The sequence below is a fragment of the Rhodospirillales bacterium genome (assembly GCA_023898785.1).
In the GTDB taxonomy this organism is placed as follows: Bacteria; Pseudomonadota; Alphaproteobacteria; order Micavibrionales; family Micavibrionaceae; genus TMED27.
This window is the reverse complement of record CP060239.1, coordinates 937,071-960,122: the sequence shown is the minus strand read 5'-3', so window position 1 is coordinate 960,122 and position 23,052 is coordinate 937,071. Positions and strand designations below refer to the sequence as shown.

General features: G+C 52.6%; 19 protein-coding genes, 1 tRNA gene and 4 pseudogenes. 14 read left to right on the top strand and 10 right to left on the bottom strand.

Annotated elements, in window-relative coordinates; translation table 11 throughout:
• Positions 1-86 precede the first annotated feature (86 nt).
• The 8 genes from H6859_05005 to carA form a co-directional block, all read right to left on the bottom strand.
• A complete protein-coding gene (locus tag H6859_05005; GenBank protein USO06531.1) occupies positions 87-461 on the bottom strand; it encodes a hypothetical protein in 375 nt (124 codons plus the stop codon).
• A gap of 68 nt (positions 462-529) precedes the next feature.
• The gene (gene carB, locus H6859_05000; protein USO06530.1) at positions 530-3,814 is read right to left on the bottom strand and encodes a carbamoyl-phosphate synthase large subunit; all 3,285 of its coding nucleotides are present in this window, start codon (positions 3,812-3,814) and stop codon (positions 530-532) included.
• The gene (locus tag H6859_04995) at positions 3,807-4,373 is read right to left on the bottom strand and encodes a GNAT family N-acetyltransferase (protein ID USO06529.1); all 567 of its coding nucleotides are present in this window, start codon (positions 4,371-4,373) and stop codon (positions 3,807-3,809) included. Before H6859_04995 ends, carB begins: the two co-directional genes overlap by 8 nt.
• Positions 4,366-4,650, bottom strand: a complete 285-nt coding sequence (locus tag H6859_04990) for a hypothetical protein (protein USO06528.1) — start codon at positions 4,648-4,650, stop codon at positions 4,366-4,368. Before H6859_04990 ends, H6859_04995 begins: the two co-directional genes overlap by 8 nt.
• A gap of 39 nt (positions 4,651-4,689) precedes the next feature.
• Positions 4,690-5,217 (bottom strand): ORF6N domain-containing protein, encoded by a 528-nt coding sequence (locus tag H6859_04985; protein ID USO06527.1) that lies wholly within the window; start codon positions 5,215-5,217, stop codon positions 4,690-4,692.
• Complete coding sequence (locus tag H6859_04980) at positions 5,210-5,857, bottom strand: hypothetical protein (GenBank protein USO06526.1); 648 nt, start codon at positions 5,855-5,857, stop codon at positions 5,210-5,212. Before H6859_04980 ends, H6859_04985 begins: the two co-directional genes overlap by 8 nt.
• A gap of 202 nt (positions 5,858-6,059) precedes the next feature.
• On the bottom strand, positions 6,060-7,412 hold the full coding sequence (locus tag H6859_04975) for a hypothetical protein (protein ID USO06525.1): 1,353 nt from the start codon (positions 7,410-7,412) through the stop codon (positions 6,060-6,062).
• Between the two features lie 131 nt (positions 7,413-7,543).
• Positions 7,544-8,716 carry a glutamine-hydrolyzing carbamoyl-phosphate synthase small subunit gene (carA, locus tag H6859_04970; protein ID USO06524.1) on the bottom strand — a complete coding sequence of 391 codons (1,173 nt, stop codon included), beginning with the start codon at positions 8,714-8,716 and terminating at the stop codon, positions 7,544-7,546.
• A 98-nt stretch (positions 8,717-8,814) separates the two neighbouring features.
• Between carA and H6859_04965 the strand changes: the two genes are divergently transcribed.
• The 5 genes from H6859_04965 to H6859_04945 all read left to right on the top strand — a co-directional run bounded on the left by H6859_04965 (position 8,815) and on the right by H6859_04945 (position 15,486).
• Positions 8,815-9,273 carry a GatB/YqeY domain-containing protein gene (locus tag H6859_04965; GenBank protein ID USO06523.1) on the top strand — a complete coding sequence of 153 codons (459 nt, stop codon included), beginning with the start codon at positions 8,815-8,817 and terminating at the stop codon, positions 9,271-9,273.
• 570 nt (positions 9,274-9,843) lie between these two features.
• Entirely contained in the window at positions 9,844-11,688 is a 1,845-nt protein-coding gene (locus H6859_04960; protein USO06522.1) for a DNA primase, read from the top strand.
• A 118-nt stretch (positions 11,689-11,806) separates the two neighbouring features.
• A complete protein-coding gene (gene rpoD, locus H6859_04955; GenBank protein USO06697.1) occupies positions 11,807-13,738 on the top strand; it encodes an RNA polymerase sigma factor RpoD in 1,932 nt (643 codons plus the stop codon).
• A gap of 156 nt (positions 13,739-13,894) precedes the next feature.
• Positions 13,895-15,160, top strand: coding sequence for a hypothetical protein (locus H6859_04950; protein USO06521.1), 1,266 nt, complete (start codon positions 13,895-13,897; stop codon positions 15,158-15,160).
• Between the two features lie 249 nt (positions 15,161-15,409).
• Positions 15,410-15,486, top strand: a tRNA-Ile gene (locus H6859_04945).
• Between the two features lie 419 nt (positions 15,487-15,905).
• On the opposite strand, the gene H6859_04940 is transcribed toward H6859_04945, so the two are convergent.
• Together H6859_04940 and H6859_04935 are read right to left on the bottom strand one after the other, a co-directional pair.
• The gene (locus H6859_04940; GenBank protein ID USO06520.1) at positions 15,906-16,328 is read right to left on the bottom strand and encodes a hypothetical protein; all 423 of its coding nucleotides are present in this window, start codon (positions 16,326-16,328) and stop codon (positions 15,906-15,908) included.
• A pseudogene (locus H6859_04935) lies at positions 16,325-17,119 on the bottom strand (recombinase zinc beta ribbon domain-containing protein). The gene H6859_04940 and the pseudogene H6859_04935 overlap by 4 nt, the downstream one beginning before the upstream one ends.
• Here H6859_04935 and H6859_04930 point away from each other — a divergent pair.
• The 9 genes and pseudogenes from H6859_04930 (at position 17,111) to H6859_04890 (ending at position 23,047) form a co-directional block, all read left to right on the top strand.
• Positions 17,111-18,013 (top strand): annotated as a pseudogene (locus tag H6859_04930) (hypothetical protein). The pseudogenes H6859_04935 and H6859_04930 sit on opposite strands and share 9 nt — an antisense overlap.
• 173 nt (positions 18,014-18,186) lie before the next feature.
• Entirely contained in the window at positions 18,187-18,513 is a 327-nt protein-coding gene (locus H6859_04925) for a hypothetical protein (GenBank protein USO06519.1), read from the top strand.
• 195 nt (positions 18,514-18,708) lie between these two features.
• Positions 18,709-19,293, top strand: coding sequence for a sigma-70 family RNA polymerase sigma factor (locus H6859_04920; GenBank protein ID USO06518.1), 585 nt, complete (start codon positions 18,709-18,711; stop codon positions 19,291-19,293).
• Between the two features lie 104 nt (positions 19,294-19,397).
• A complete protein-coding gene (locus tag H6859_04915) occupies positions 19,398-19,736 on the top strand; it encodes a hypothetical protein (protein USO06517.1) in 339 nt (112 codons plus the stop codon).
• Positions 19,733-20,749 carry a PD-(D/E)XK nuclease family protein gene (locus H6859_04910; protein USO06516.1) on the top strand — a complete coding sequence of 339 codons (1,017 nt, stop codon included), beginning with the start codon at positions 19,733-19,735 and terminating at the stop codon, positions 20,747-20,749. Before H6859_04915 ends, H6859_04910 begins: the two co-directional genes overlap by 4 nt.
• Before the next feature lie 26 nt (positions 20,750-20,775).
• A pseudogene (locus H6859_04905) lies at positions 20,776-21,423 on the top strand (ATP-binding protein).
• Positions 21,424-22,164, top strand: a pseudogene (locus H6859_04900) (phage tail tape measure protein).
• A gap of 125 nt (positions 22,165-22,289) precedes the next feature.
• Positions 22,290-22,760: a hypothetical protein gene (locus H6859_04895; protein USO06515.1), complete on the top strand. Its 471-nt coding sequence runs from the start codon at positions 22,290-22,292 to the stop codon at positions 22,758-22,760.
• The gene (locus H6859_04890) at positions 22,757-23,047 is read left to right on the top strand and encodes a hypothetical protein (GenBank protein USO06514.1); all 291 of its coding nucleotides are present in this window, start codon (positions 22,757-22,759) and stop codon (positions 23,045-23,047) included. Before H6859_04895 ends, H6859_04890 begins: the two co-directional genes overlap by 4 nt.
• Positions 23,048-23,052: the final 5 nt, after the last annotated feature.

Sequence of the window (23,052 nt, the reverse complement as noted above, 5' to 3'; positions counted from 1 at the left end):
CTTCAAAATAAAACCCGCCAAACGCGGCGGGGATTAACGCGATGCTATGCGAAATTTTAGTTTTCGTCAAGATTGATGTATAGATCCTAAACCCTATTGGGTGTGTGCTCATCTATAAAGCTTCTAAATGCATCATAACCATTATTATATGCATGATGCATGGCTTTTTGACCGCCACTATATGCATCTGGGTCACGCCGATCTTTTGTCTTGTCGTAAGTAGTATCCAAGACTAAAATTTTTGATTGTCCGCCAGCAGCCATCACGCCTTCTGTAAACTTTTCGAAAGCGTCGACAGGGATGTTTACAATATCTTGCTTGTCACACGCTGTTCGGTGTGCATTGGGTATGGAATGGTGAATAATGGTTGCGTTTTGTCCAGAGTCGCTACTGTCAAGATCTGCGGAAATAGCAAATGCGGTTTTAATTGCTCCCCCAAATTTATAAACAAAAAGACTCATAACGACGCTCCTTAACTGAATTTATTTTTCGTAAGGTAATAAGGATTTAATATTATGTCAATAAAAGCTTACGCCGCGTCTTTTTTGGCCTTGGCCCCGACCGGGAAAAACTCCTGCAACGGCGCGACCTCGATATCCTTGGCCTTGATCGCCGCAATCGCTTTGACCGCCGCGCTGGCCGCGGTGAGTAGCGTGTAATACGGAATCTTGTTCATCAACGCCATGCGTCGGATCGAGCTGCTGTCGGCTACGGCCTGCGATGATTTCGTCGTGCTGTTAATCACCAGCGCAATCTCGCCATTGATCATCGCATCCAGCACGTGAGGCTGGCCTTCCAGAACCTTGTTAATCCGTTCGACCTTCACGCCGTGTTCATCCAGATAACGGCACGTTCCGCCCGTGGCGACCAGATCAAAGCCCATCGCCTCTAGCTCCTGAGAAATCGGCAGTAACGCCTCCTTATCGGCGGTTTTCACCGACAGGAACACCGTCCCGGATTTGGGCAACAATGTGCCCGCCGCGAGCTGAGATTTCGCAATCGCATGCGCCAGATTTTTATCAATACCCATCACCTCACCGGTGGATTTCATCTCAGGGCCGAGCAGGGGCTCAACACCGGGGAAACGGTTGAACGGAAAAACTGGAGCCTTTACCGCGCTGTGCGTACTCGGCATACCGACAAGGATATTCTTAAAATCTTTAAGCTTTTCACCGGCCATCAGGCGTGCAGCGATTTTAGCCACCGGGACGCCGGTCGCCTTGGCAACAAACGGCACCGTACGGCTGGCACGCGGATTGACCTCAATCAGATAAATCACCAGTTCACCGGTATCATCATCCGGACGCACCGCGAATTGCACGTTCATCAGGCCTATAACATTCAGCGCTTTGGCCAGCGCGATGGTCTGGCGTTCCAACTCCGCCACGGTTTCAGAGGGCAGGGAATGCGGCGGCAACACGCAGGCACTATCGCCCGAGTGAATGCCCGCTTCTTCGATATGTTCCATGATGCCTGAGACATACACATCCGTCCCATCACACAGCGCATCAACATCCAATTCAATCGCGCTTTTGAGATAACGGTCGAGCAAAACAGGAGAATCGCCCGAAACCTTCACTGCAATATTAATATAGCGCTTCAACTCATCCATGTTATGCACGATTTCCATACCTTGCCCGCCTAGCACGTAAGAGGGGCGTACAACGAGCGGGAAGCCGATCCCTTCGGCCTTTTCAAAGGCTTCTTCCGCAGAAGAGGCCAGCCCGTTGGGCGGCTGTTTGAGGCCGAGGTCGTTGACCAGCTTTTGAAAACGTTCGCGATCTTCAGCCAGATCAATCGCGTCTGGGTTGGTCCCGAGAATAGGAATGCCTTCACGCTCTAATGCATCGGCAAGCTTGAGCGGTGTCTGACCGCCAAGCTGGACGATCACGCCCTTAACCCGACCGAACGCTTGCTCGGCGCGGATTAATTCAATCACATCTTCTTCGGTGAGCGGTTCGAAATATAGCCGGTCCGAGGTGTCGTAGTCGGTTGAAACCGTTTCCGGGTTGCAGTTGACCATGATCGTTTCATAACCCGCCTCTTTCAGAGCATAGGCCGCATGCACACAGCAATAATCAAATTCGATACCCTGACCGATGCGGTTCGGCCCGCCGCCCAGAATAATGACTTTTTCTTTCTCACAAGGATCAATTTCATTTTCAGCCGGGCTAAGCCCATCACCTTCGTAGGTGCCATACATATATGGCGTATCCGACGGGATTTCCGCCGCGCAGGTATCCACGCGTTTGTAAACCGGATGAACGTCATGCGCCCAGCGCGCCTTGCGCACATCGGCTTCTTCGACCTTCATAATCTTGGCCAACTGAGTATCTGAAAAACCGAGTTTCTTGATCTTCATCCAGCCTTCAGCCGTTGTTGGCAGACCGTTTTCACGCATCGCGCGTTCGGTCTTCATCAAATGATCGATCCGTTCCAGATACCATTTGTCGAATTTGCAAAGCTTGTAAACTTCATCGATACTCAGACCTTGATACAGGCCCTCGGCCACGTAAAGAAGGCGTTGCGGCGTGGCGCGGGCAATCTCGGCGCGGATTTCATCAATCTCCATGTCCGCCACCGGTTCAAGGCCTGTCAGTCCTTTTTCAAGGCTGCGCATGGCTTTCTGAATACTTTCCTCAAAATTACGGCCAATCGCCATCGCTTCACCCACCGACTTCATCGCTGTGGTCAGGTGCGGTTCGGCGCCCTTGAATTTCTCAAACGCAAAGCGCGGAATTTTTGTGACGACATAGTCGATTGTCGGCTCAAACGAGGCCGGGGTTTTCCCGCCGGTAATGTCATTGCCCAGCTCATCGAGCGTATAGCCGACGGCCAGCTTCGCCGCGATTTTCGCAATCGGAAAGCCTGTGGCTTTAGAGGCCAGCGCCGAAGAACGCGAGACGCGCGGATTCATCTCGATCACCACCATGCGGCCTGTATCGGGGTTCATACCGAACTGCACGTTCGATCCGCCCGTCTCAACGCCAATTGCGCGCAGAACAGCGATGCTGGCATTGCGCATGATCTGGTATTCTTTATCGGTCAGCGTCAGGGCCGGGGCCACCGTGATCGAATCCCCGGTATGCACGCCCATCGGATCGATATTTTCGATGGAACACACGATGATGCAGTTATCATTTTTATCGCGCACCACCTCCATCTCATACTCTTTCCAGCCCAAAAGGCTCTCATCAAGCAGCACTTCATGGGTCGGCGAAGCGTCCAGCCCCTCGCGCACAATCTTTTCAAATTCCTCGCGGTTATAGGCCACGCCGCCCCCCGTGCCGCCAAGAGTGAAGGAGGGGCGGATAATCGTCGGCAGACCAAGGGTCTTAAGCGCTTCACGCGCTTCCTCCACGGAATGCACCACCGCGCTTTTCGGGTTTTCCAGCCCGATACTTTCCATGCAGTGCTTAAACCGCTCGCGGTTTTCGGCCTTGTCGATCACATCCGCCTTCGCACCGATCAGCTCAATGCCCAGCTCTTCGAGCACACCCATCTTTTCCAGCTCCAGAGCGGTGTTGAGCGCCGTTTGTCCACCCATAGTCGGCAGCAACGCATCCGGACGTTCCCTGCGCAGGATCTTGGCGACAACTTTGGCGGTAATCGGCTCGATATAGGTCGCATCGGCCATCTCCGGGTCGGTCATGATCGTCGCCGGGTTGGAGTTGATCAGCACCACCCGATATCCTTCCTCACGCAGCGCTTTACAAGCTTGTGCGCCGGAATAGTCAAACTCGCAGGCCTGCCCGATAACAATCGGCCCGGCCCCGATAATAGCGATGGATTTTATGTCGGTTCTTTTAGGCATGTCTCATTTCTCTTTCATAAATTCCCAAAGTCCAGCCGTCGTGCTCGACCTCATCCTGTAGTTCAAATCCTAAATTCTCAAAAAAGGCGACAGACGCTTCATTCTTGACTGGTTTATGCACAATGTCAGTAACCCATAAATCGCTTTGCGGAGCATGCGCACGCAAAAACGCATCAAGCATCGAACCAATTCCCATTCCATGATGATCGGGTTTGATTGTAATCTGATCTAAAAAAATGGAAGTATCGGGATATTCTTTGTATTGGTGTATGGGGTTTTTACTTCCGGACTGGCGGGCTATTTGCTTAAAGACTCCCATATCATACGCCAGAATATGACCGACAATTTTACCGTCGGCATCCTCGGCAACCGCCACGTGAGAAGAGCGGCCAATGCAATTTGCATAGTCGTTTTGATCTCTTGGCCAGATTGTAAAGCCTTGATGCGCACGTTCGGATAATTTGTCCAAAGGGACAAAATTACTGTTCGCAACAGCGCTCATCTGCTCCGCATCCTCCGGAGCGGCAAACCTGACGTTTATGTCAGTTCTTTTAGGCATTGTCTTCTACTACTCTCGCAATAAAATAAGGGTTTTCTCCACATTCATATCCAAAAAACGGAGAGGTTCTGCGAACTTCTAAAAGGTCATTAGCAACTTTTGTTTTCCTTTTTGCGTAAGCTCCAATAATTTCATTGAGGTCTAAGCCTTCTTTAGCTGCCAATGCTTTTAAAGCATTGGTAATTTGACTGTCTGTCATACTACCTACCGGTATTTTTCTTTCGTATATTCTATCTAGGCTATCATAGCCCTCTATTAACCAGTATTTTTTTGTCATCTTTCCTCCGCGCTCTCTGCGTCTCTGCGGTTCAAAATATCACGCATCTTTCGCCTTAATATACCCGATCGGTTTTTTCTCCGGCTCTGGCCATCTCAAAAGCCGCTCCACATGTTCATATAAATTCGCGATCTGCTGATCGTGCTGCGCCACTTTCCGGGCCAATTCCTCATTTGTCGCCAGCAATCTGCGCATATGGACAAAAGCCCTTGTAACGGCGATGCTAACCTGCGCTGCTTGTTGGCTGCGTAAAACACTGGAAAGCATCAAAGCGCCATGTTCAGTAAAAACGCGGGGTAATTTACGACGCCCACCGCGGCCTGTGTTTGATATCACAGTTTGTGATATCAAAGATTTCCATTCAATTTCAGTGAGTTGGAAAGAAAAATCCTCAGGAAAGCGTTCTTCATTCCGGCTAACGGCCTGATTTAAAGCACCGGTCGTTACCCCGTACAATTCCGCCAGATCGGAATCGAGCATCACTTTCTCCCCCCGGATAAGGTAAATCGCCGCCGCGATCCGTTCCACGGGGATGACAGTTTGAAGGGTGTTCACGCGCTCAGCCATGGCTTTCCTCTTTTCGACTGTCTTCAGTTTTATGAGAGGCCGAAATAATTCTAAAATCCTTATTCTGAATATTGTATTCGAGCAATTGTCCTTCTTTCATATCAAACAGCCATGCCTTGATGTTCAGGCGGTTTTCGGCCAAAGCGCGTTGAACGCTGGGATAGGTTTTTAGATTTTCCGCACTTTGCAGGATGGTTTCCTTTTCGGTCATGGCCAATATTTCATCATGATCCGAACAACAGGCCTGTGCTTTTTTGAGTGAGGCTTTGGCCATGCTGATGAAGCTCGTAATTTCCTCATCTTCAAGATTTTTCGATAGCGCTTCAATGGCACCGCACTGCGTATGCCCTAAAACGATAACGTTCGGGACGTTATTGTATGTAAGCGCAAACTGCAAAGAGGCGGCCAGCGCCGTGCCTTGCTTGTATGGGCGCACAAGAGCGCCCATCGCCTTATGCGCAAAAAAAGTGCCCGGACGGGCTCTGAAAATTGTGCCTGGATTGGCGCGCGAATCGATACAACTGATGATGAAATATTTCGGGGCCTGACCATCCTCAACCAGTTTAGGCATCAAAGCCGTCCTATCCTCATATTGATAATGGACGAAATCTTCAAATCCGTTTAGCAAGTCTTGCGTCATGCGACCTTGGCCTTCTGAATATTTTCTCTGAACCGCTCAAACGGAGAAACATGAGGGCCGGTAATGCAGATGCAGATGGACGTGATGTCAGCGCGCTTGGACATGAGGTCTCGGTTTTGTTAGTGGTACCGAGGATGATTGTGTATCTTAATTGCGCGAAGAGTTCAACAGAAAAATATGTAAGTACTTTTCCTGCGCGCCATTACGCCAGCTCAAAAGCTCGATTCTCTTGCGGGGCAGGATTTTCATCTGGCAGCAGGACTTTAACAAAACAATTTTTATCCCTATCGGGAACGAAAAGCTCCCTTTTTTCAGGATCTTCGTAAAGAGATAAAACCGAAAGCTTCCTGGCGTTCATAGCCGCTTGAACACCGTCATAGAGTTTTAAATGTTCAATGCTTTTGAGCATACAGTGCAGGCGCACCTGATCCAAAGATGCTCCCGAATTTTTCATCTGTGATAAATCCGGAATGCAGTACTCAAGCCATTGAGAGGAGTAAGGCAGAAGATCTCCATCCATATAGTTTCTAAAGGTGCCGTCCGCATGAAATTTATGGATGAAGGTCTCTACGCCGCTGATCAAAGCCAAAGCAATCGTGGCAGCCAGCGGGTCCGGCTGTGATGTGTCCTGTCTTGGGGGAGGGATCAACCCGAAAGTATGTCTGTGGACGAAGGCATCGCCGATGCGAACGCTGAAGACTTTGCCAAGATCTCCGCTCAGACCGCTGATAAAAAGGGCTTCGGGGTGCTGCCCGTTCAAAACAAGTTCGGGCATGCGACCACCGTTTTCAGAATCGTATAATCCTTCTGTGGCATTTTTATATCGGTGAAGGAATCTCTCGATAATATTCTTTCCTTCACTGTGCCCATCCATCTGAAAAGAGATATTGTCGCAGGCGATATCATCAAGCCCTGTTAAAAGCTTAAATTTTCCGCTCTTCAGACCTTCTTTGATCTGGGGGTATTTTAATAAATTGTCACGGCTTACATCCATGCAGGCTCTTTCTGCGCTTCGTAACACGGCATGCTTTACTCCTTCATTCATATTTTCTTGTCTTAAAACCGCCATGACCTCGTCAGGATCGGAAACAAGTTTAAATTCCGGTGTCATTATGCTGCCCGAAATACCGCTGAAATTTGTAGTGCCGCTCATCGCCGTTAAGAGCGCCTTTGGCCCTTCTCCCGTCATATGCGCTTTTACAGCCCCGCAATGGGTATGCGGAATAAGAAGGGCAATTTCAACCTGATGAGGATTTTTAAGAGCGTGTTCAAGTGCAGCCTTCATCGGAAGAGAGGCTATTTCATCATCAGGATCGGGGACCACCGCGCCGACGGCCCTGTAGAATAAGGCTTCGCCATAATTAAGACCAAACTTGACCTCCATATCTTCGCGGGAATCGGCGCAGGCTATGATGAACATTAATTTCTCTGGAATACGGTCTATATCTGTGTGCCTGAAATAACCTTCTAGAAAATGGTTTACTTTACCGGGAGCAGTCATACCTTGACTAAGGTCATCAACGGATACGGTTTCTTGGGATGTAATTTGACTCATATAAAGTGTCTTTCCGTAGTTTTAAGGGCCCTGTTGATTAGTTTTAAGCGGCTACAATGGTTTCCAGTTTGCTTTCATTCGGAAAATTCGCAAGAAATTGCCATAACTTTATTTTCGTGTCCAGCTTTTTGTCAAGCGGCCTTCGCTTTCTGAATATTCTCTTTAAACCGTTCAAACAAATAATAACTGTCTTGTGGCCCCGGCGACGCCTCGGGGTGATATTGCACCGAAAAAGCAGGTTTATCCTTCACTCTTAAACCTTCATTCGAGCCGTCGAACAGGCTGAGATGACTCTGTTCTGTCCCCTCAGGCAGCGACTCGGCAATCACCTCAAACCCATGATTTTGCGAGGTAATCTCGACCTTGCCGGTGAGCAAATCTTTAACCGGCTGGTTCGCCCCGCGGTGCCCCAGATGCATCTTGCGGGTTTTTGCACCCAAGGCCAGCGCCAGCAATTGATGGCCCAGACAAATCCCGAAAATCGGCATTCCTTGGTCCAGCAAAGCGCGGATCATCGGCACGGCATATTCACCCGTCGCCGCCGGATCGCCCGGACCGTTGGACAGAAACACGCCATCCGGTTTATGTGCTAAAATCTCTTCCGCCGTGCTTGTTGCGGGAACAACCATCACATCAAAACCTGTATCAGCAAGGCAGCGCAGAATATTGCGCTTGGCTCCAAAATCAACGGCCACGACTTTATACTCAGGATGATCTTGTTCTGTATAACCCTCCTCAAGTGTCCAGCATTTTTCCTTCCAGCTATAACTTTGCGTGCAAGACACCTCTTTCGCCAGATCCATTCCTTCAAGCCCGGGCCAATCCTGAGCTTCTTTATGCAGAGCCTCTAGATCGAATTTGCCCGACAGATCATGAACCAGCACACTGTTCGGCGCACCATTATCGCGGATATAACGGGTCAGCGCGCGTGTGTCGATACCACTGATCCCCGGCAGGTTATGGCTCTTAAGCCATTCATCAAGACGGCTCTGCGCCCGCCAGTTCGAAGGATTGGTTACGTCCTCACGCACAATCAGCCCGCGCGCCGCCGGGTTAAGGCTTTCCAAATCTTCATTGTTGGTGCCGACATTCCCGATATGAGGGAATGTGAAGGTGATAATCTGCCCGGCATAGCTGGGGTCGCTCAGTGTTTCCTGATACCCCGTCATTGCAGTATTAAAACAAATCTCGCCGACTGCTTTGGTTTGTGCGCCAAACCCGCGTCCGAAAAATGACGTGCCGTCAGCAAAAAGAATCACAGCGCTTGCTTCGGAAGGCTGTTTTAGGGTAGGTACTTGCGTCATAAAAGATTGTCTTTCTAGCTTGGGTGTCGCTAGAAACAAAGTATCTAAAGAATTTACCGGCGAATGCCAAGCAAAAAACGACGAAAGATGAGGATAAAATGGAGAAAAGGGAAGAATTTACTGCCGCGCTGAAAGATGCATTGAAAGCCAAGGATCAAACGGCGATGTCAACCATCCGTCTGATTCTGGCTGCGCTCAAGGATCGTGATATTACTGCGCGAGGGCAAGGAAAGGCTGATGGAATTGAAGAAAGTGAGATTCTCTCGATGTTGCAAAGCATGATCAAACAGCGTCAGGAAGCCAGCAAAATATATTGTGACGCAGGCCGTGAAGAACTCGCCGAGCGCGAAGAAGCTGAAATTGAAGTGATTCAAAAATTCATGCCGGTGCAGCTTGGTGAAGAGGAAGTTGCCAAAGCGGTAGAAAAAATCATCGGTGACACAGGCGCAACTGGAATCAAGGATATGGGTAAGGTTATGGGCGCTTTGAAGTCCCAATATGCTGGGCAGATTGATATGGGTAAGGCCGGAGCAATTGTAAAAGCCAGGCTGGGGTAAGTTAAAACCGGTGGTATGTACTGCAAAGAAAAGGGCTGCATTATGCGGCCCTGTTATCTTTTAAGTGTTGTTATTTTTGCGCAATCCGCTGGAGCAGTTCAACCAGCTTGTCTTTGACGTATGCGATACTGACCAGACCTTGTTGGTTTGAACCATACTCAACCAGCTTGAACTTGGCACCTGTTGAAAATATTTCTGGCATGACGCCATCCTCTCATTCTTAAATATTGCTAACACCGAATATACACGAATGAGTGCTGCAGTGCAAATTTACATAGATAAGGGATTGATATGATTCAAAATTTTAAAATGGGGAAAGAAGACGGTTACTTTATAAATCTCTTAAAAGTCTTTGAAATATAAGCCTGAATATCTTTTAGATGGAGCGCATTTTGACAGGAATCGCCGTATTGAATGAGTGTAATCTTACAATTTTTCTGAAAGACTTTCGGCATAGTTCCAAACTTCCCTTTCTGAATAAAATATAGACAAGTGTATATGTATTATCCAGAAATATAGCAAGTGCAAATATAATATTTTTTGAATTTATAATCTGCTAACGTGAAACACATGTCTATTTCTCCACGTTTTTTGGATGAACTCCGCAATCGTCTCACCCTGTCCGAAATGATCGGGCGGCGTATTTCTGTGCAGCGCGCGGGCCGTGAATTCAAAGCCTGCTGCCCGTTTCATAATGAAAAAACACCGTCCTTCACAATTAATGACGACAAGCAATTTTATCATTGCTTTGGCTGCGGTGCACATGGAGATGTCATTGGTTTTGTCATGGCCCACGACAATGTATCCTTCATCGACGCGGTCGAAACGCTGTGCGCCGAGGCCGGCATGCAAATGCCCAAGCCTGACCCGATGGCTGTTGAAAAGGCCGAAAAAGCCAAGGGGCTGCACGATCTGATGGATGAAGCCACGAGATGGATGCAAGATCAGGTTATACAGCCGCAAAATACAGATATACTCGAATATCTTGAAGGCCGCGGCATGGATAAGGTAACGCGCGCCAATTTTCGCATTGGCTATGCCCCGGCTGATGGTCAGGCTTTGCGCAAATATTTAAGAGCCAAGGGTTTTTCCGACGCGCAAATGCTTGAGGTCGGCTTGCTCAAGGACCCCAATCGCGGCGCAGAACCTTATATCTTTTTCCGCGACCGGGTGATGTTCCCTGTCTGTGACCGCCGAGGCAGGGTGGTTGCCTTTGGCGGGCGCATCCTGCCAGAATCCATGCGCCCACAAACAGGCAAAAATTTTACCCCGCCCAAATATATCAATACCGCCGATACGCCCCTGTTCGATAAGGGGCGTATGCTTTACGCCGAATCGATGGCTCGTCAGGCCGCGCGTGAAGGGCATACACTGATCGTCACTGAAGGTTATATGGATGTCATCGCCTGTAACAAATATGGCTTCAAAGGCGCGGTTGCGCCGATGGGCACGGCTTTGACCGAAGACCAGATTCTCGTCCTCTGGTCGATGATGGTCGATGAGGATAAGATCCCGATCCTGTGCTTTGACGGCGATAATGCCGGGCGCAAGGCTGCCAGCCGCGCTTGTGAGCGTCTTTTGCCATTGCTTCAGCCCGGCAAAAGCGCCCGCTTTGCCTTTTTGCCCGAAGGCGAAGACCCCGACAGCTTGCTCCGCGCTTCTGGAGCAGGGGGATTCAAAGCCGTGCTGAGCGCTTCGCTCTCCTTGTTTGATTTCCTCTGGATTACCCATACCGCCGGGCGTGATCTCGATACCCCGGAAGCCCGCGCTGGCCTGACCAAAGCGCTGCAAAAACAAGTCTCCGTGATTGGTGATGCCAACGTCCAGCGCCATTACCGCGAACTGGTCCGTGCCCGCATTTCGGAAAAATTCTTTCGGCCCTATCAAAATAAAGGCGGCCTGCGCTCTCAGGGCAGTGCCCCGAAACCTAAATCTTCGATACGCCTGCGTCCGCCTTTGCAGAAAAAAAACGTACTTTCACAGCGAATCTTGTTGGCTTCAATGATCAATAACCCTGCGCTTTATCACAAAGTGGAAGAGGAGTTTGGTCAGTTTATTATTAACGATCCCGCGATGGAGCGCCTGCGTCAGGAGATTATTGTGTTTTTAGGCAACGACGACGCTCTTGACACAGCGTCCTTGAGTACCCATTTGAATTCCTGCGGTTTCGAACAAGAAATGCATGACATATTAAACGAATCTGTATATGTTCACGCTGCTTTTGCGCGGATCGGCGCTTTTGAAACCATGGAGCAAGGGGAAGCCGTTAAAAACTGGCTTGACCTGTACCATGCGCTACAAGGGCGCGAAACCAGAGGAGAAGTGTGCGCTGAATGGAAAACGGCGTTTGAAACTTCGAATGAGGAACAAGAGGATAGGTTAAGGGATTGGGTACGAATCAAGAACGCTGAATAGAGGCGATAGCGGGTATAATTCCGTGAAAATCGTATCTAAACACTTTAAAAATCAAGAATATTAAGATTTAATCAAAGGCCGGATAAACAAAAACGTGGCTTTAAAAGGACTTGGAACTTTGGCTGTGAGTGAAAAACAAACCGACGACAATCAGGACACAGAAGGCAAAGGCTCACTCGCCAATGTCGTGAAAAAACTTGTCAAAATAGGTAAGGACAAAGGCTTCCTGACCTATGATGAAATCAACAAAGCCATCCCCGCTGCTGAGTTTTCCTCCGAGCAGGTCGATGATGCCATGGCGACATTTTCGGACATCGGTATCCAGCTTGTTGAAAAAGAAGACGATGTCGCTGAGGAATCTGGTGATGATAACCAAAGGGGCCACGAGGCCGGTGGAAACATCGCCGATGATGATACGGGCCGTACCGATGACCCTGTGCGCATGTATCTGCGTGAAATGGGCGCGGTCGAACTGCTTTCCCGCGAAGGTGAAATTGCCATTGCCAAACGCATTGAGGCTGGCCGCGAATTAATGATTGGCGGGATATGCGAATCACCGCTGGCCATTGAATCGATTATCGCCTGGTATAAAGCGTTGCAAGACGGCGATATCTTGCTACGCGAGGTCATTGACCTTGATGCGACCTATAATGAACCTCCGGAAGATGCAACCGCGGAGCCGGAAGAAGATGAATCTGACGAGGACGCTGAAGACCGTGATGAAGATTCCGATGACGAAAATGATGACGAATCCTCTGATAGCGATGGCGATGATGAAGTAAATATCTCGTTGGCCGCAATGGAAGAAGAGCTTGCTCCGCAAGTTTTTGAAATGTTTGGGCAGATTCAAAAAACCTATAAGAAAATGCAAAAGGTGCAACAGGTTCGTCTGGATGCGCTGCAAAATGGTAAGGAGCCTGCCGAAGCCGACAACAAAAAATACAATCAACTCAAAGAGGAAATGGTTGAGCACATGAACGAAGTGCAGCTCAATAACGCACGGATTGAGCAGCTTTTGGATCGCCTTTACTCTATGAACCGCGAGTTGGTGGGGGTCGAGGGTAAATTAATGCGCATGGCTGTTGACGCCAAGGTTAAGCGCGAAGATTTCCTGGAAAACTATTACGGCTCCGAACTCGATCCAAAATGGCTTGCCCGCGTATCCAAGCTTAAAGGCAAGGGTTGGGATAAGTTTACCAGCAACAATAAAGAGCAAATCGAGAAAATCCGAGAGCAAATCGCGCTGATTTCCGAAGAGGCAATGCTGCCCATCTCGGAATGGCGTCGCATTATCGGCACTGTACAAAAAGGCGAAAAAGAAGCCGCGCGCGCCAAGAAAGAGATGGTCGAGGCAAACTTACGTCTCGTGATTTCGATTGCCAAAAAATACACAAACCGCGGTCTGCAATTCCTTGATCTTATTCAGGAAGGCAATATCGGTCTGATGAAGGCCGTTGATAAATTTGAATACCGGCGCGGCTACAAATTTTCCACCTATGCAACCTGGTGGATCCGTCAGGCCATCACGCGCAGCATCGCTGATCAGGCCCGCACCATCCGCATTCCTGTACACATGATCGAAACTATCAATAAACTCGTGCGGACCTCGCGCCAGATGATGCACGAAATTGGCCGCGAACCCACGCCGGAAGAATTGGCCGAGCGCTTGCATATGCCTTTAGACAAGGTTCGTAAGGTCTTGAAAATAGCCAAAGAACCGGTCTCTCTTGAAACCCCTATTGGTGATGAGGAGGATAGCTCTCTGGGCGACTTTATCGAAGATAAAAACGCTATCGCACCGATTGATAGTGCTATCCACTCCAATCTGCGTGAAACCACAACCCGTGTTCTGGCCTCGTTGACTCCGCGTGAAGAGCGTGTTTTGCGCATGCGTTTTGGCATTGGCATGAACACTGACCATACATTGGAAGAAGTCGGGCAGCAATTTAACGTGACACGCGAGCGTATCCGCCAGATCGAAGCTAAAGCCCTGCGCAAGCTCAAACACCCAAGCCGCTCTCGTAAGCTGAGAAGCTTTCTGGATACTTAAAAATTCTGCAGTCTCTGCCTTTTCTTGCCTTTTATGTGCGAATAAAAGCCCCATTTTTTCGCCTAAAAATAAACATTATGAAAAGATTGATTTTTCATATAACTGATGTTATTTTGCCCGACAAAACCGGAGAGCTATAATAGAAGGGCATAAAAAATGTATGAGCAGGTGTTCCAGGATATAAAGGGTGTTGGCATTGCAACGCTTAACGATTTTCGTAGCGAAGCCTCAGGCTTAGCCCGTCAGGATATACGTAAAGGTATGTTAAAAGTAGTCTTTTCTGATGGCAGGGCTGTTGGCGTGGCGGCGCCCTATGCAACAGGCATAGCATTGGCAGGGCGAAATAATTTGGAAGAAGTAGCTTTCACATCTTTCCAAAAAAGGTTTTCTGTTGACTGGACTGGAGAAAAGGCAAGAGCCTCAAAGGTAATAGCTGTTACGATAGATAATATTGCAAGTAAGGGGTTTGTATTTCTTTCCAAGGGGATGATCGCCAGTCAATGGGAGCGACTTCAGGTTAGGTTGTCGCCTGAAATTGCATATGATCTTAGTAAAAATATAGGCATTCCTGTTTGGCCGTGGGTAGAGCTAGAGGCAAAGGGCTGTGAATTGATCACGCCGTCTGGTGCCCGCACATTTCCTCGCATTTCTATTAGCAGCTTTTGCCATAAAGCAGAACTCATGAAGGAATTTAACGAGTATGGCAATCCGGTATGTCTTACCTATACTGAAGGTAAGAGAGACGTTGAAAAGGCAATCATGGCGCCATCCTATTATCTGGATGACCTGAGGGAAATAAAAAGAGCCAACGTGAAAGAAATTCCAGCAAAATTTATAACTCAGACGCCTGCTGCCCAGTGGACCATTCCTGACAATGAGATATGGCTCATGAAAGATGCCACAAACCATAACGTCGATCCTCAGGCCATTTTTTTGCCCGCAGAGCTGCCGGCATCGGTCGCAGATTTTTTTTCGGCGCAAAATAGTTTTGCACCGTTAAAGGTCGATGAACTTGATAATGACAAATTTTATGATCTGTCTGCAGGAGCAAAAAAACCGGGATTATCTGATATACTCTTGCAAATAGCATTTAATATACAAAATAAAGAAGGCGGCGATTCAAGGTTTATAAATATTTTGCCACGTTATAAGCGAAACAGTCCGCATCAGCTTTTAATATGTAATGATCTTCATGGTGCCTTTAATCTTTTAGTAAAGACGCCGGTCGAAGGTGGGTTGTTAAATGTAAAAAACATTGTTCAGGCCGATATGCGCAATGCTCTAAATTCAGCTTTATGTAGACTGGAGCGGGCAACTGTTGCGCAAATATCACTCAGTGCTGGCGGAAACCCTATTCTCATGGTGAAGAACGACCAGCGTGCAATGGGTGCCGTTCTGCATGCGCGCGACTTAATTATGTAATAATATTTGCATAGGCCGAAAAGGCGGCTTTTTTCAGTAGCCTCCCGTTTTGAACTCTGGTAATCAATTATCGCATGTTACAATAAGGCATGGGCCTGTAGCTCAGCTGGTTAGAGCAGTCCGCTCATAACGGACAGCTTCGCCGACAGAGGGAAGGCTATTTAATTGTTGTAAATCAATGGGTTTTGTCTTATTTAAAAACTTCATTTTTCCTCTTTGGGTACGTATATGGGTACGTAAAATTCATGGGGGCCTGTAGCTCAGTTGGTTAGAGCGGACCGCTCATAACGGTTATGCCGGGGGTTCAAGTCCCTCCAGGCCCACCATTTAGAAAAGACAAACCCGTCTCTCTGGGGTCGTTCCCCGGGGTGACGGGTTTTCTTTTTCCCCTTGTTTCTAAAGGGTTTGCGCCCGTTTCACATCTTTCCAAAGCACCTCTCCGCACCATCGATTCTCCCCATCCTCCCGCCTTTCTTTCTCTGTTTGGCCCCTGATTCTCTGTTTTCTCCGGACCAAGTCCGAAGCTCGTCCGGAAAGCTACATCCTTGATTGATATGGGTTTGCGGCTGATTGCCATTTTGGGCGGTTGTCTTAGGTCATCGTTCGATGCCGCAACCGGACGTTTTTTTCGAAATCGCCCGCCTCGGCCATGAAAAGAAGCGCGGTTAACTCCGGTTTCCTGCCCCCTAAAGTAAAAAAGCCGACGCTGATGGTCGGCTCTCTGGGGTGGTCTCCGGTCCGGTCGTCAGTCGGTGGCGAAGCCGAACTGGCGGCGCTGTTCGGTCCAGTCCTCTGGAAAGGTCTGGGTCAGCTTGGCCAGCGAGAGCCCGTTGGGTTCCTCGCCGTTGATCAGGGCTTCGACGATGTCGGGGGCCAGGGTCGTCAGCTTGAGAATGCGGGCCACATACGAGCCATCGACGTCGAGGGTACGGGCAAGCTCGCTGATGGACTTGATCTGGCCGGATTCGAGGATGTCGGCCCAGGAAAAGGCCCTTCCCAGCGCCTGGAGGATGGCGGACTGCACCGGTTCCTGCGCTCCGGTGATTTCTCCATCCAGGGCCTGGGGAGCGATGACCGTCTTGCGGCCCCGCATGCGCCGGATCATCATCGGGATGTGGATCTGCAGGTTGCCGTTGTCGGCAACGGTAATGGTCGGCTTCATTTTCATCGGCTTACCCTCCGTTCGGTGACTTCGCATGCCAGACCAGCCAGCTCGGCGATGAGTGTTGTCAGCCCGTTGGTGCGCAGCTCCATATCGATTCCGGTCTCACGGATCTCCACCTTATCCACCAGGAGGCGGATGAGCCGGTTCCGCTCCACCGGGAAAAGGTCTTCCCAGAAGCCCTCGACATTCTGGAAGGCCTCCGAGACATCCTGTTCCGTGATGCTGTTCCCCCGGTAGGCTCTGCAGCGCTCGCTCACATGGGTCAGTTGTTTCGAGAGCTCAACCGCCTGGCGATTGACCGTCGTCAGCATCTCGGTCTTGCCCGGCTGATCGCTGCCGGGTTTCATTAATTCAAGAGCCTGCTCCCGCGCCTGCGACAGCTCCATCTCGAGTTGGGCTTTCTGCTTGAACAACCGCTCCCGCTCTGCCTGCTCGATGTCCCGGGCCGCGAAGTAGGTCTTGGCCACCAGCGTCGGTGTGCGGAACACGGCGCTCAACTGCTCAATCACGGCCTGCTCGATGTCCCCGGCGGGAATCCGCTTGAGCGGGCATCGGCTCACGGTCCGCTTGCTGTCTTTCTGGCAGATGTAATAGGTGTAGTGGCGGCCGTTCTTGCGGGCGTAGGTCGGTCCCATCGCGCATCCGCAGTGGCCGCAGCGGATGACGCCTTTCAGCGGGGCGACCATTTTGGTCCTGGCCATGGAAACCTTGACCGGTTTGTTGTCCTCCAGGATGGCCTTAACCTTGTCCCATGTCGCCCGGTCGATGATCCCTTCGTGCTCACCAGGGTACGCGAGCAGGACGACATCACCCAGTTTATCGCCCGATTCAGCGAGGTCAGTCGGGTCTTCCGCTACCTTAATGGGAACTCCGGAAGAGTGGCACAAAAGGTTTATGATCTTTACAGGCGCCACGCCAAGGAGGTCTGCGATGCAATGGACACCATGGTTGGCCGTAACATCACCGCCATTCGCCAACGAACCTTGCCGGGAGACTGCCTGCTCAGGACGGTCTATGAATCGGGATCGGTAATCTCCGTCCCCGCCATTCCGGTTGAGCAGAATCAGCCGGACAACTACTTCAGGAAGCGCGGGGGTGTCTGGGCTGCACGCTTTAACGGCAACGCCGAAGTGCTCGTGACGGGTGTTGATAAAGGGGCCGAGTACATCAATTTCCTCCTGGCAAGGCCGAACAAGGAAACCTCGGTCTATGAGATCGTCTGCGGGTTCGCCATCAATACCTGCAACACGTTTCTGAACTCTGATGAAACCGAAGACGGTTTTCAGGTCACCCAGGGGGTTCCGTTGGGCGATACCGGCTTCGTCGCCGACCGCAAGGCTATCGAGCAGTACCGGGAGGCGGCTCACGATCTTCTTCGAGAAATTGAAGACGCACGGGCAGAAAACAACGATGCCGAGATTCAGCGGCTTGAAGAAGAAATGGCAAAGGTGACCACAGCGATCAACGAGGCTGTTGGCTTGGGTGGCAAACTCCGGAAATCCAACGACAAGCGAAAGAACGTCCGTGACGCCTTCCGGAACGCCGTAAACCGGGCCATCAAGTATCTTGAGAAGTACGACAAGCCGCTGGCTGCCCACCTGAAGGAATCCATCAAGTGCGGCAACGAACCGGTCTACCGGACCGAAGAGGAGATCGTTTGGGAGGTCCGTCCGATAGTCAACGAATGACCCGGGACCACCCAGGAAGAAAAAACTAAAAAAAATTTCCGCTACGCCAAATGTAGCCATTGCGACGCCGGATGTAGCGCCTTCCCCAATGAAGGCGCGATCCGGCGTTTTTTATTGGTCAGCACAGGGTTGGCCACCGGGCGTGCCAGAACTTCCGAACAAGGAGACTGGCAGTGGCACAAGTCAACAAAGCACATCTCACCCCACCGAAGCGGCGACTCATCGAGCTGATGCAGGACATCAACTTCGGCCGCATCACCAACATTCCGGTCCGCGACGGCGAGCCGGAACTCACCCCTGACACGGTCATCGAGCGCGAGATCAAGCTGGGCGGACAAAGCGGTCCCCGGCCTGAGCGCGACCAGGATGACTTCATTCTCAAGCAAGAGGTCGTGACGCTGCTGGAGCACCTCGCGCAGATGGGCAGCGGAAAAGTCTGCCTGCTCGAGATCAAGCACGGTCTCCCGTTTCTGATGCGCATCGAGGAACGGGCAGCCTGAACACGTAACGACCTGAACCCTTAGACACTGGACAACAAGCTGGACGCATGGCGGAGGCTGTTGTGGGTGTCGCCGAGCCGAATACGGCAATTGGCGGCGTACCTGCGACCCCTTCGCCCACGCGACAGCTTTGTCCTGTGATCTGGCCCGTGCCGACACCCACGCGGACCTCCTCCTCGCTCCGAGGAGGCCCCGATGGTTTCTCAGAATTCTTACAACGGCATCGACAAATATGCCGCCGACCTCATTCGGCACAAAGCACGTCAACTCGTAGGCAAGGCCGGATTCACCGAGGACGACAGACCCGACCTCGAACAGGAACTGATGATCGATCTGCTGCAGCGGATGCGGCATTTCAATCCCGCCAAGGCCAAGAAGACCACCTTCATGGCCCGGATCGTCGAACGTCACATCTCCACCATCCTGGAGGCACGGTTCGCCCAATGCCGGGACTGGCGGCTCTGCCAAACCTCACTCAACGAACCCCTCGACAACGGCGAAGGCGACACCACCGAGCGGATCGACTTCCTGGACAGCGAAGGCTCTCTGGGAGGCGGCAACCGCGAAACAAGGGAGCGTCTCGCCCATGAGATCCGCATGGATCTCGACCGGGCCATCGCCTCGCTGCCGGAAGAGCTCCGGGATCTGTGCGTGCGCCTGCACGACAGCACCATGGCCGAGGTCGCCCGGGAGATGGGCATTCCCAGAACCACCCTCTACGACCGGCTGAGCAAGCTGCGGGACGCGTTCCGCGAGGCCGGGCTCGAGGACTACCTGTGATCTCCGACGCATCGGCTCCGCCTCCGGTAAGTAAGCACCGTGCCGCATGGTGCGGCTATCCGGGGCCTCGGAAATCAGAACCTGAACAAAAGAGGAGTTCAACCATGACTCACGACACTTACAAGTACCGTTTTGACGAGTCGGTCCCGGCCCAGGAACTGGAAGACACTTTCATGCTGGCGATGCTGGCCGTCGAAAGCCTGCATGGCCGTTCCCGTGTGCGGATGGAGAGCCGGTTCAATTTGGACAAGGCCCGACGCACCTGCGTGATCGACGCCTCCACCGATGTCGGCAGTGATCTCGCCCGCATCTTCACCGGCTTCGCCACCAAGGAATACGGCGAACGCTCGGTCCTGATCGAACGAACCCAGCCGTCGGGCTGCGCCTGCGCCTCCAAGCATCGCGCAGCGCCCGCCGCCGCTACAGCGGGGGTGGCGGTATGAGCGAGCTGATGACCACCACCTATTCCATGTGGCGGCTGTTCCGCAACTGCCGCATGGCCTGCAAGTGGCGCTACATCGACGAGCTGGTGCCGCTCGAGCGTGACCCCAATCTGGCCTTCGGCTCGGTCATTCACGACTGCCTGGAGTGCTGGCACGGCGAGCGGGATCTGGCCAAGGTCCTCGACCACATCGACCGGACATATCCGAACCGGGCGCAGGACGATCATCAACAGGCCGACTGGCATCTCGCCCGAGCCATGATGAGCGCCTATGCGGAACACTACCCGGCCGAAGAATTCGAGGTCGTCGCGCTCGAAAAGACCTTCGAAGGTCCCATCGTCAACCCGGCGACAGGCGCGACCTCGCGCAGTTTCATTCTCGCCGGAAAGGTGGACGGCATCGTCCGTCAAGATGGTCAGTATTTCCTGCTGGAACACAAAACCGCTTCACAGATCGACGCCAGTTACCTGGAGCGGCTGTGGACCGACTTCCAGATCATCCTCTACGCCTGGTACCTGGAGCAGACCCTCGGCATCACGGTCAGCGGCATCATCTACAACGTCCTGGTCAAGGCCAAGCTGCGCCAGGGCAAGGGTGAGACCGAAGCCGAATTCGAGGCCCGCCGGGCGGAGCTGATCGCCAAGTCGAAAACCGGCAAGAGCAGCGCCAAGCGCAAGCTGCCGGAGGACGACGAAACCTTCCAGCAGCGGCTCCAGGAGAAGTACCTCGAGGTGGGCATGTTCCACCGCGAGGTGCTCTACATCTCCCGCGACCAGTTCGAGGAACTGCGGGCGGAGCTGTGGGAACTCTCCAAGGCCATGCTCGACGCCCGTCGGCGCGACACCTTCTACCGCAACACCAGCTACTGCTTCCAGTACGGAAGGCCCTGCGCCTACTTCCAGCTCTGCCGCTCGGGCGGCAACCCCAACGTCATCGAAAACCATTTCCAACGGATCGCCCCGCACGAAGAGCTGCGGGACGGAGCCGGTGAAGACGCCGCTCCGGTGTTTTGAAATCCCAACCATAAGGAGACGAAGCCATGCTTCCCAAGACCAAAAGCAAACCCAAACACACGCTCTCGGACCTCACCGCCCTGGTGTACGGCCCGAGCAAGATCGGCAAGAGCACTTGGTGCTCCAAGGCCGATGACGCACTGTTCCTGGCGACCGAGCCGGGCCTGAACGCCCTGGAGGTGTTCCAGACCCCGATCACCTGCTGGGACGACCTCTTGCAGGCCTGCGCCGAGATCGCCGAGGGCAAGCATGAGTTCAAGACCATCGTCGTCGACACGGTGGATAACGCCTACAAGATGTGCTCGGACTACGTCTGCAAGAAATTCAAGATCGAGCACGAATCCGACCTGGGCTACGGCAAGGGCTACGCGCTGATCAACAACGAGTTCCAGCGCGTCATCAACAAGCTCGCCTTCCTGCCCTATGGGCTGATCCTGATTTCCCACTCCCAGGAGCGGGACATCGAGACCCGGACCGGCAAACACACCCGCATCGTGCCGACACTGCCGGAAAAGGCGCGGAAGCTGGTCACCGGTCTGGTGGACCTGATCCTGTTCTGCGACCTGGACATGAAAACCGGCGAGGACGGCAAGCCGGTCTGGCAGCGCGTGATGCGCACCAAGCCCAGTCCCAACTACGACGCCGGTGACCGCACCGGCCGACTCCCCGAAGTCAACCTCAGCGAAATCCTGGGCCGCACTCTACTGCCGGTGGTCACGCCGGTGATCAACGGCGTCTCCCGCTTCATTCTGTTCCTGCAACGCATGGCCAAATCGATGCCGGGCGTGACCCGGGTGGTCCTGGGACTGTCCATGGCCCTCGGCACCATTCTGGTCGTGGCCGGAGCCGTCACCGCCGCCGTGGGCATGGTGGGACTCATGCTTCCCGCCATCAAGGCCGGCTTCGTGGCCATCAGCGCCGCGCTCGCCGGAGTGGGTTCGGCGGTCGCGACCTATTTTTTGCCCGTCACCGCGATCATCGCGGGCGTGATCTTGTCAGTGTATCTGCTCAAACGCGCCTGGGAAACCAACTTCGGCGGCATTCAGGAGATCATAACCGGGGCCTGGAACAAGGTCTCGCTGGTGTTCCGGGGGATCAGAGAGCTGGTGGGTTCGCTCAGCGGTGGCGTCGGGCAGATGTCGGCCGAACTGGCCCAAAAGCTTGAATCCGCCGGTCTGCTGGGCTTCGTGGTCACCGTCTTCAAAGCCTATTACCGCGTTCGTGAGGCACTGGCTGGATTGTGGGGCGCTTTTTCCCATGCTTTTGGCCGCATCCGCGCCATCCTCGAACCGACCGTCCGCACACTGATGAGTGCCTATGCGGCGCTGGCCAGTGCGGTCTTTTCGGTAGTGGAGATCTTCGGCGTGGCCGCCAGCGCCACCGATGGGTCGTCCTGGCGCACCTTCGGCACGGTTACATGGAATGTTGCGACGAGGTGTGGGCGTTCACCGGCAACGGCATTTCCAACGGCATGCGGCGGGAACTCGACCGGGCCGGACAACTGGGCAAGCCGATCCTCGAGATCGCCGAGGTGTAAGGAATGGCCTGGGATCAACAGCCCATCAAGGGATATCTGGTGGACGCCGACACGGGGGAGCGGCTCGAATTCCAGTACAACCCCAACTCCATCAGCGACGAGAAGTCGACCGACTACGCGACGATCAAGATCCCTGGCATGAGCCACCCGCGCTACCAATACGTCGCCGGGGAACCGCGCCGGATCGCCTTCAAGGTCGAGCTGTTCAAGGGGCCGGTGAAACAGAAGGTCGACTGGCTCCGCTCGCTGCAATATCCGGAACACGCCGGAACCATGCTCAAGAACGCGCCGCACCGTGTGCTGCTGATTTTCGGAGATCTCTACCCGGGCGTGACCTGCATCGTCCGGCAGGTGAAGGCGCGTTTCTTCGGCCTGTTCGACCGGGACAACCTGCTGCCGCAACGGGCCGAGGTGGACATCGTCCTCGAAGAATATGTGGACCGTTCCATCAACTGGTCGGAGGTGCGCTCATGATCGGCCGTGATTCCCGATACGCCCGCAGTGTTCTCTACCGGGACAGTGACGGCACCTCCCTCGGCATGCGCCAGCGCATCGACACCACCCCCAGACACGACGACCGCCTGCACACCGTGGTCGAGGGCGACCGTCTGGATCTGCTCGCGCACCGCTATCTGGGTGACGCCCGGCTCTGGTGGATCATCTGCGACTACAACGACCTCTTTTTCCCGTTGGCGCTCGATCCGGGCCTGGCACTGCGCATTCCCTCCCGCGAACACGTCCAGATGCGCCTGCTCGACTGAAGCGT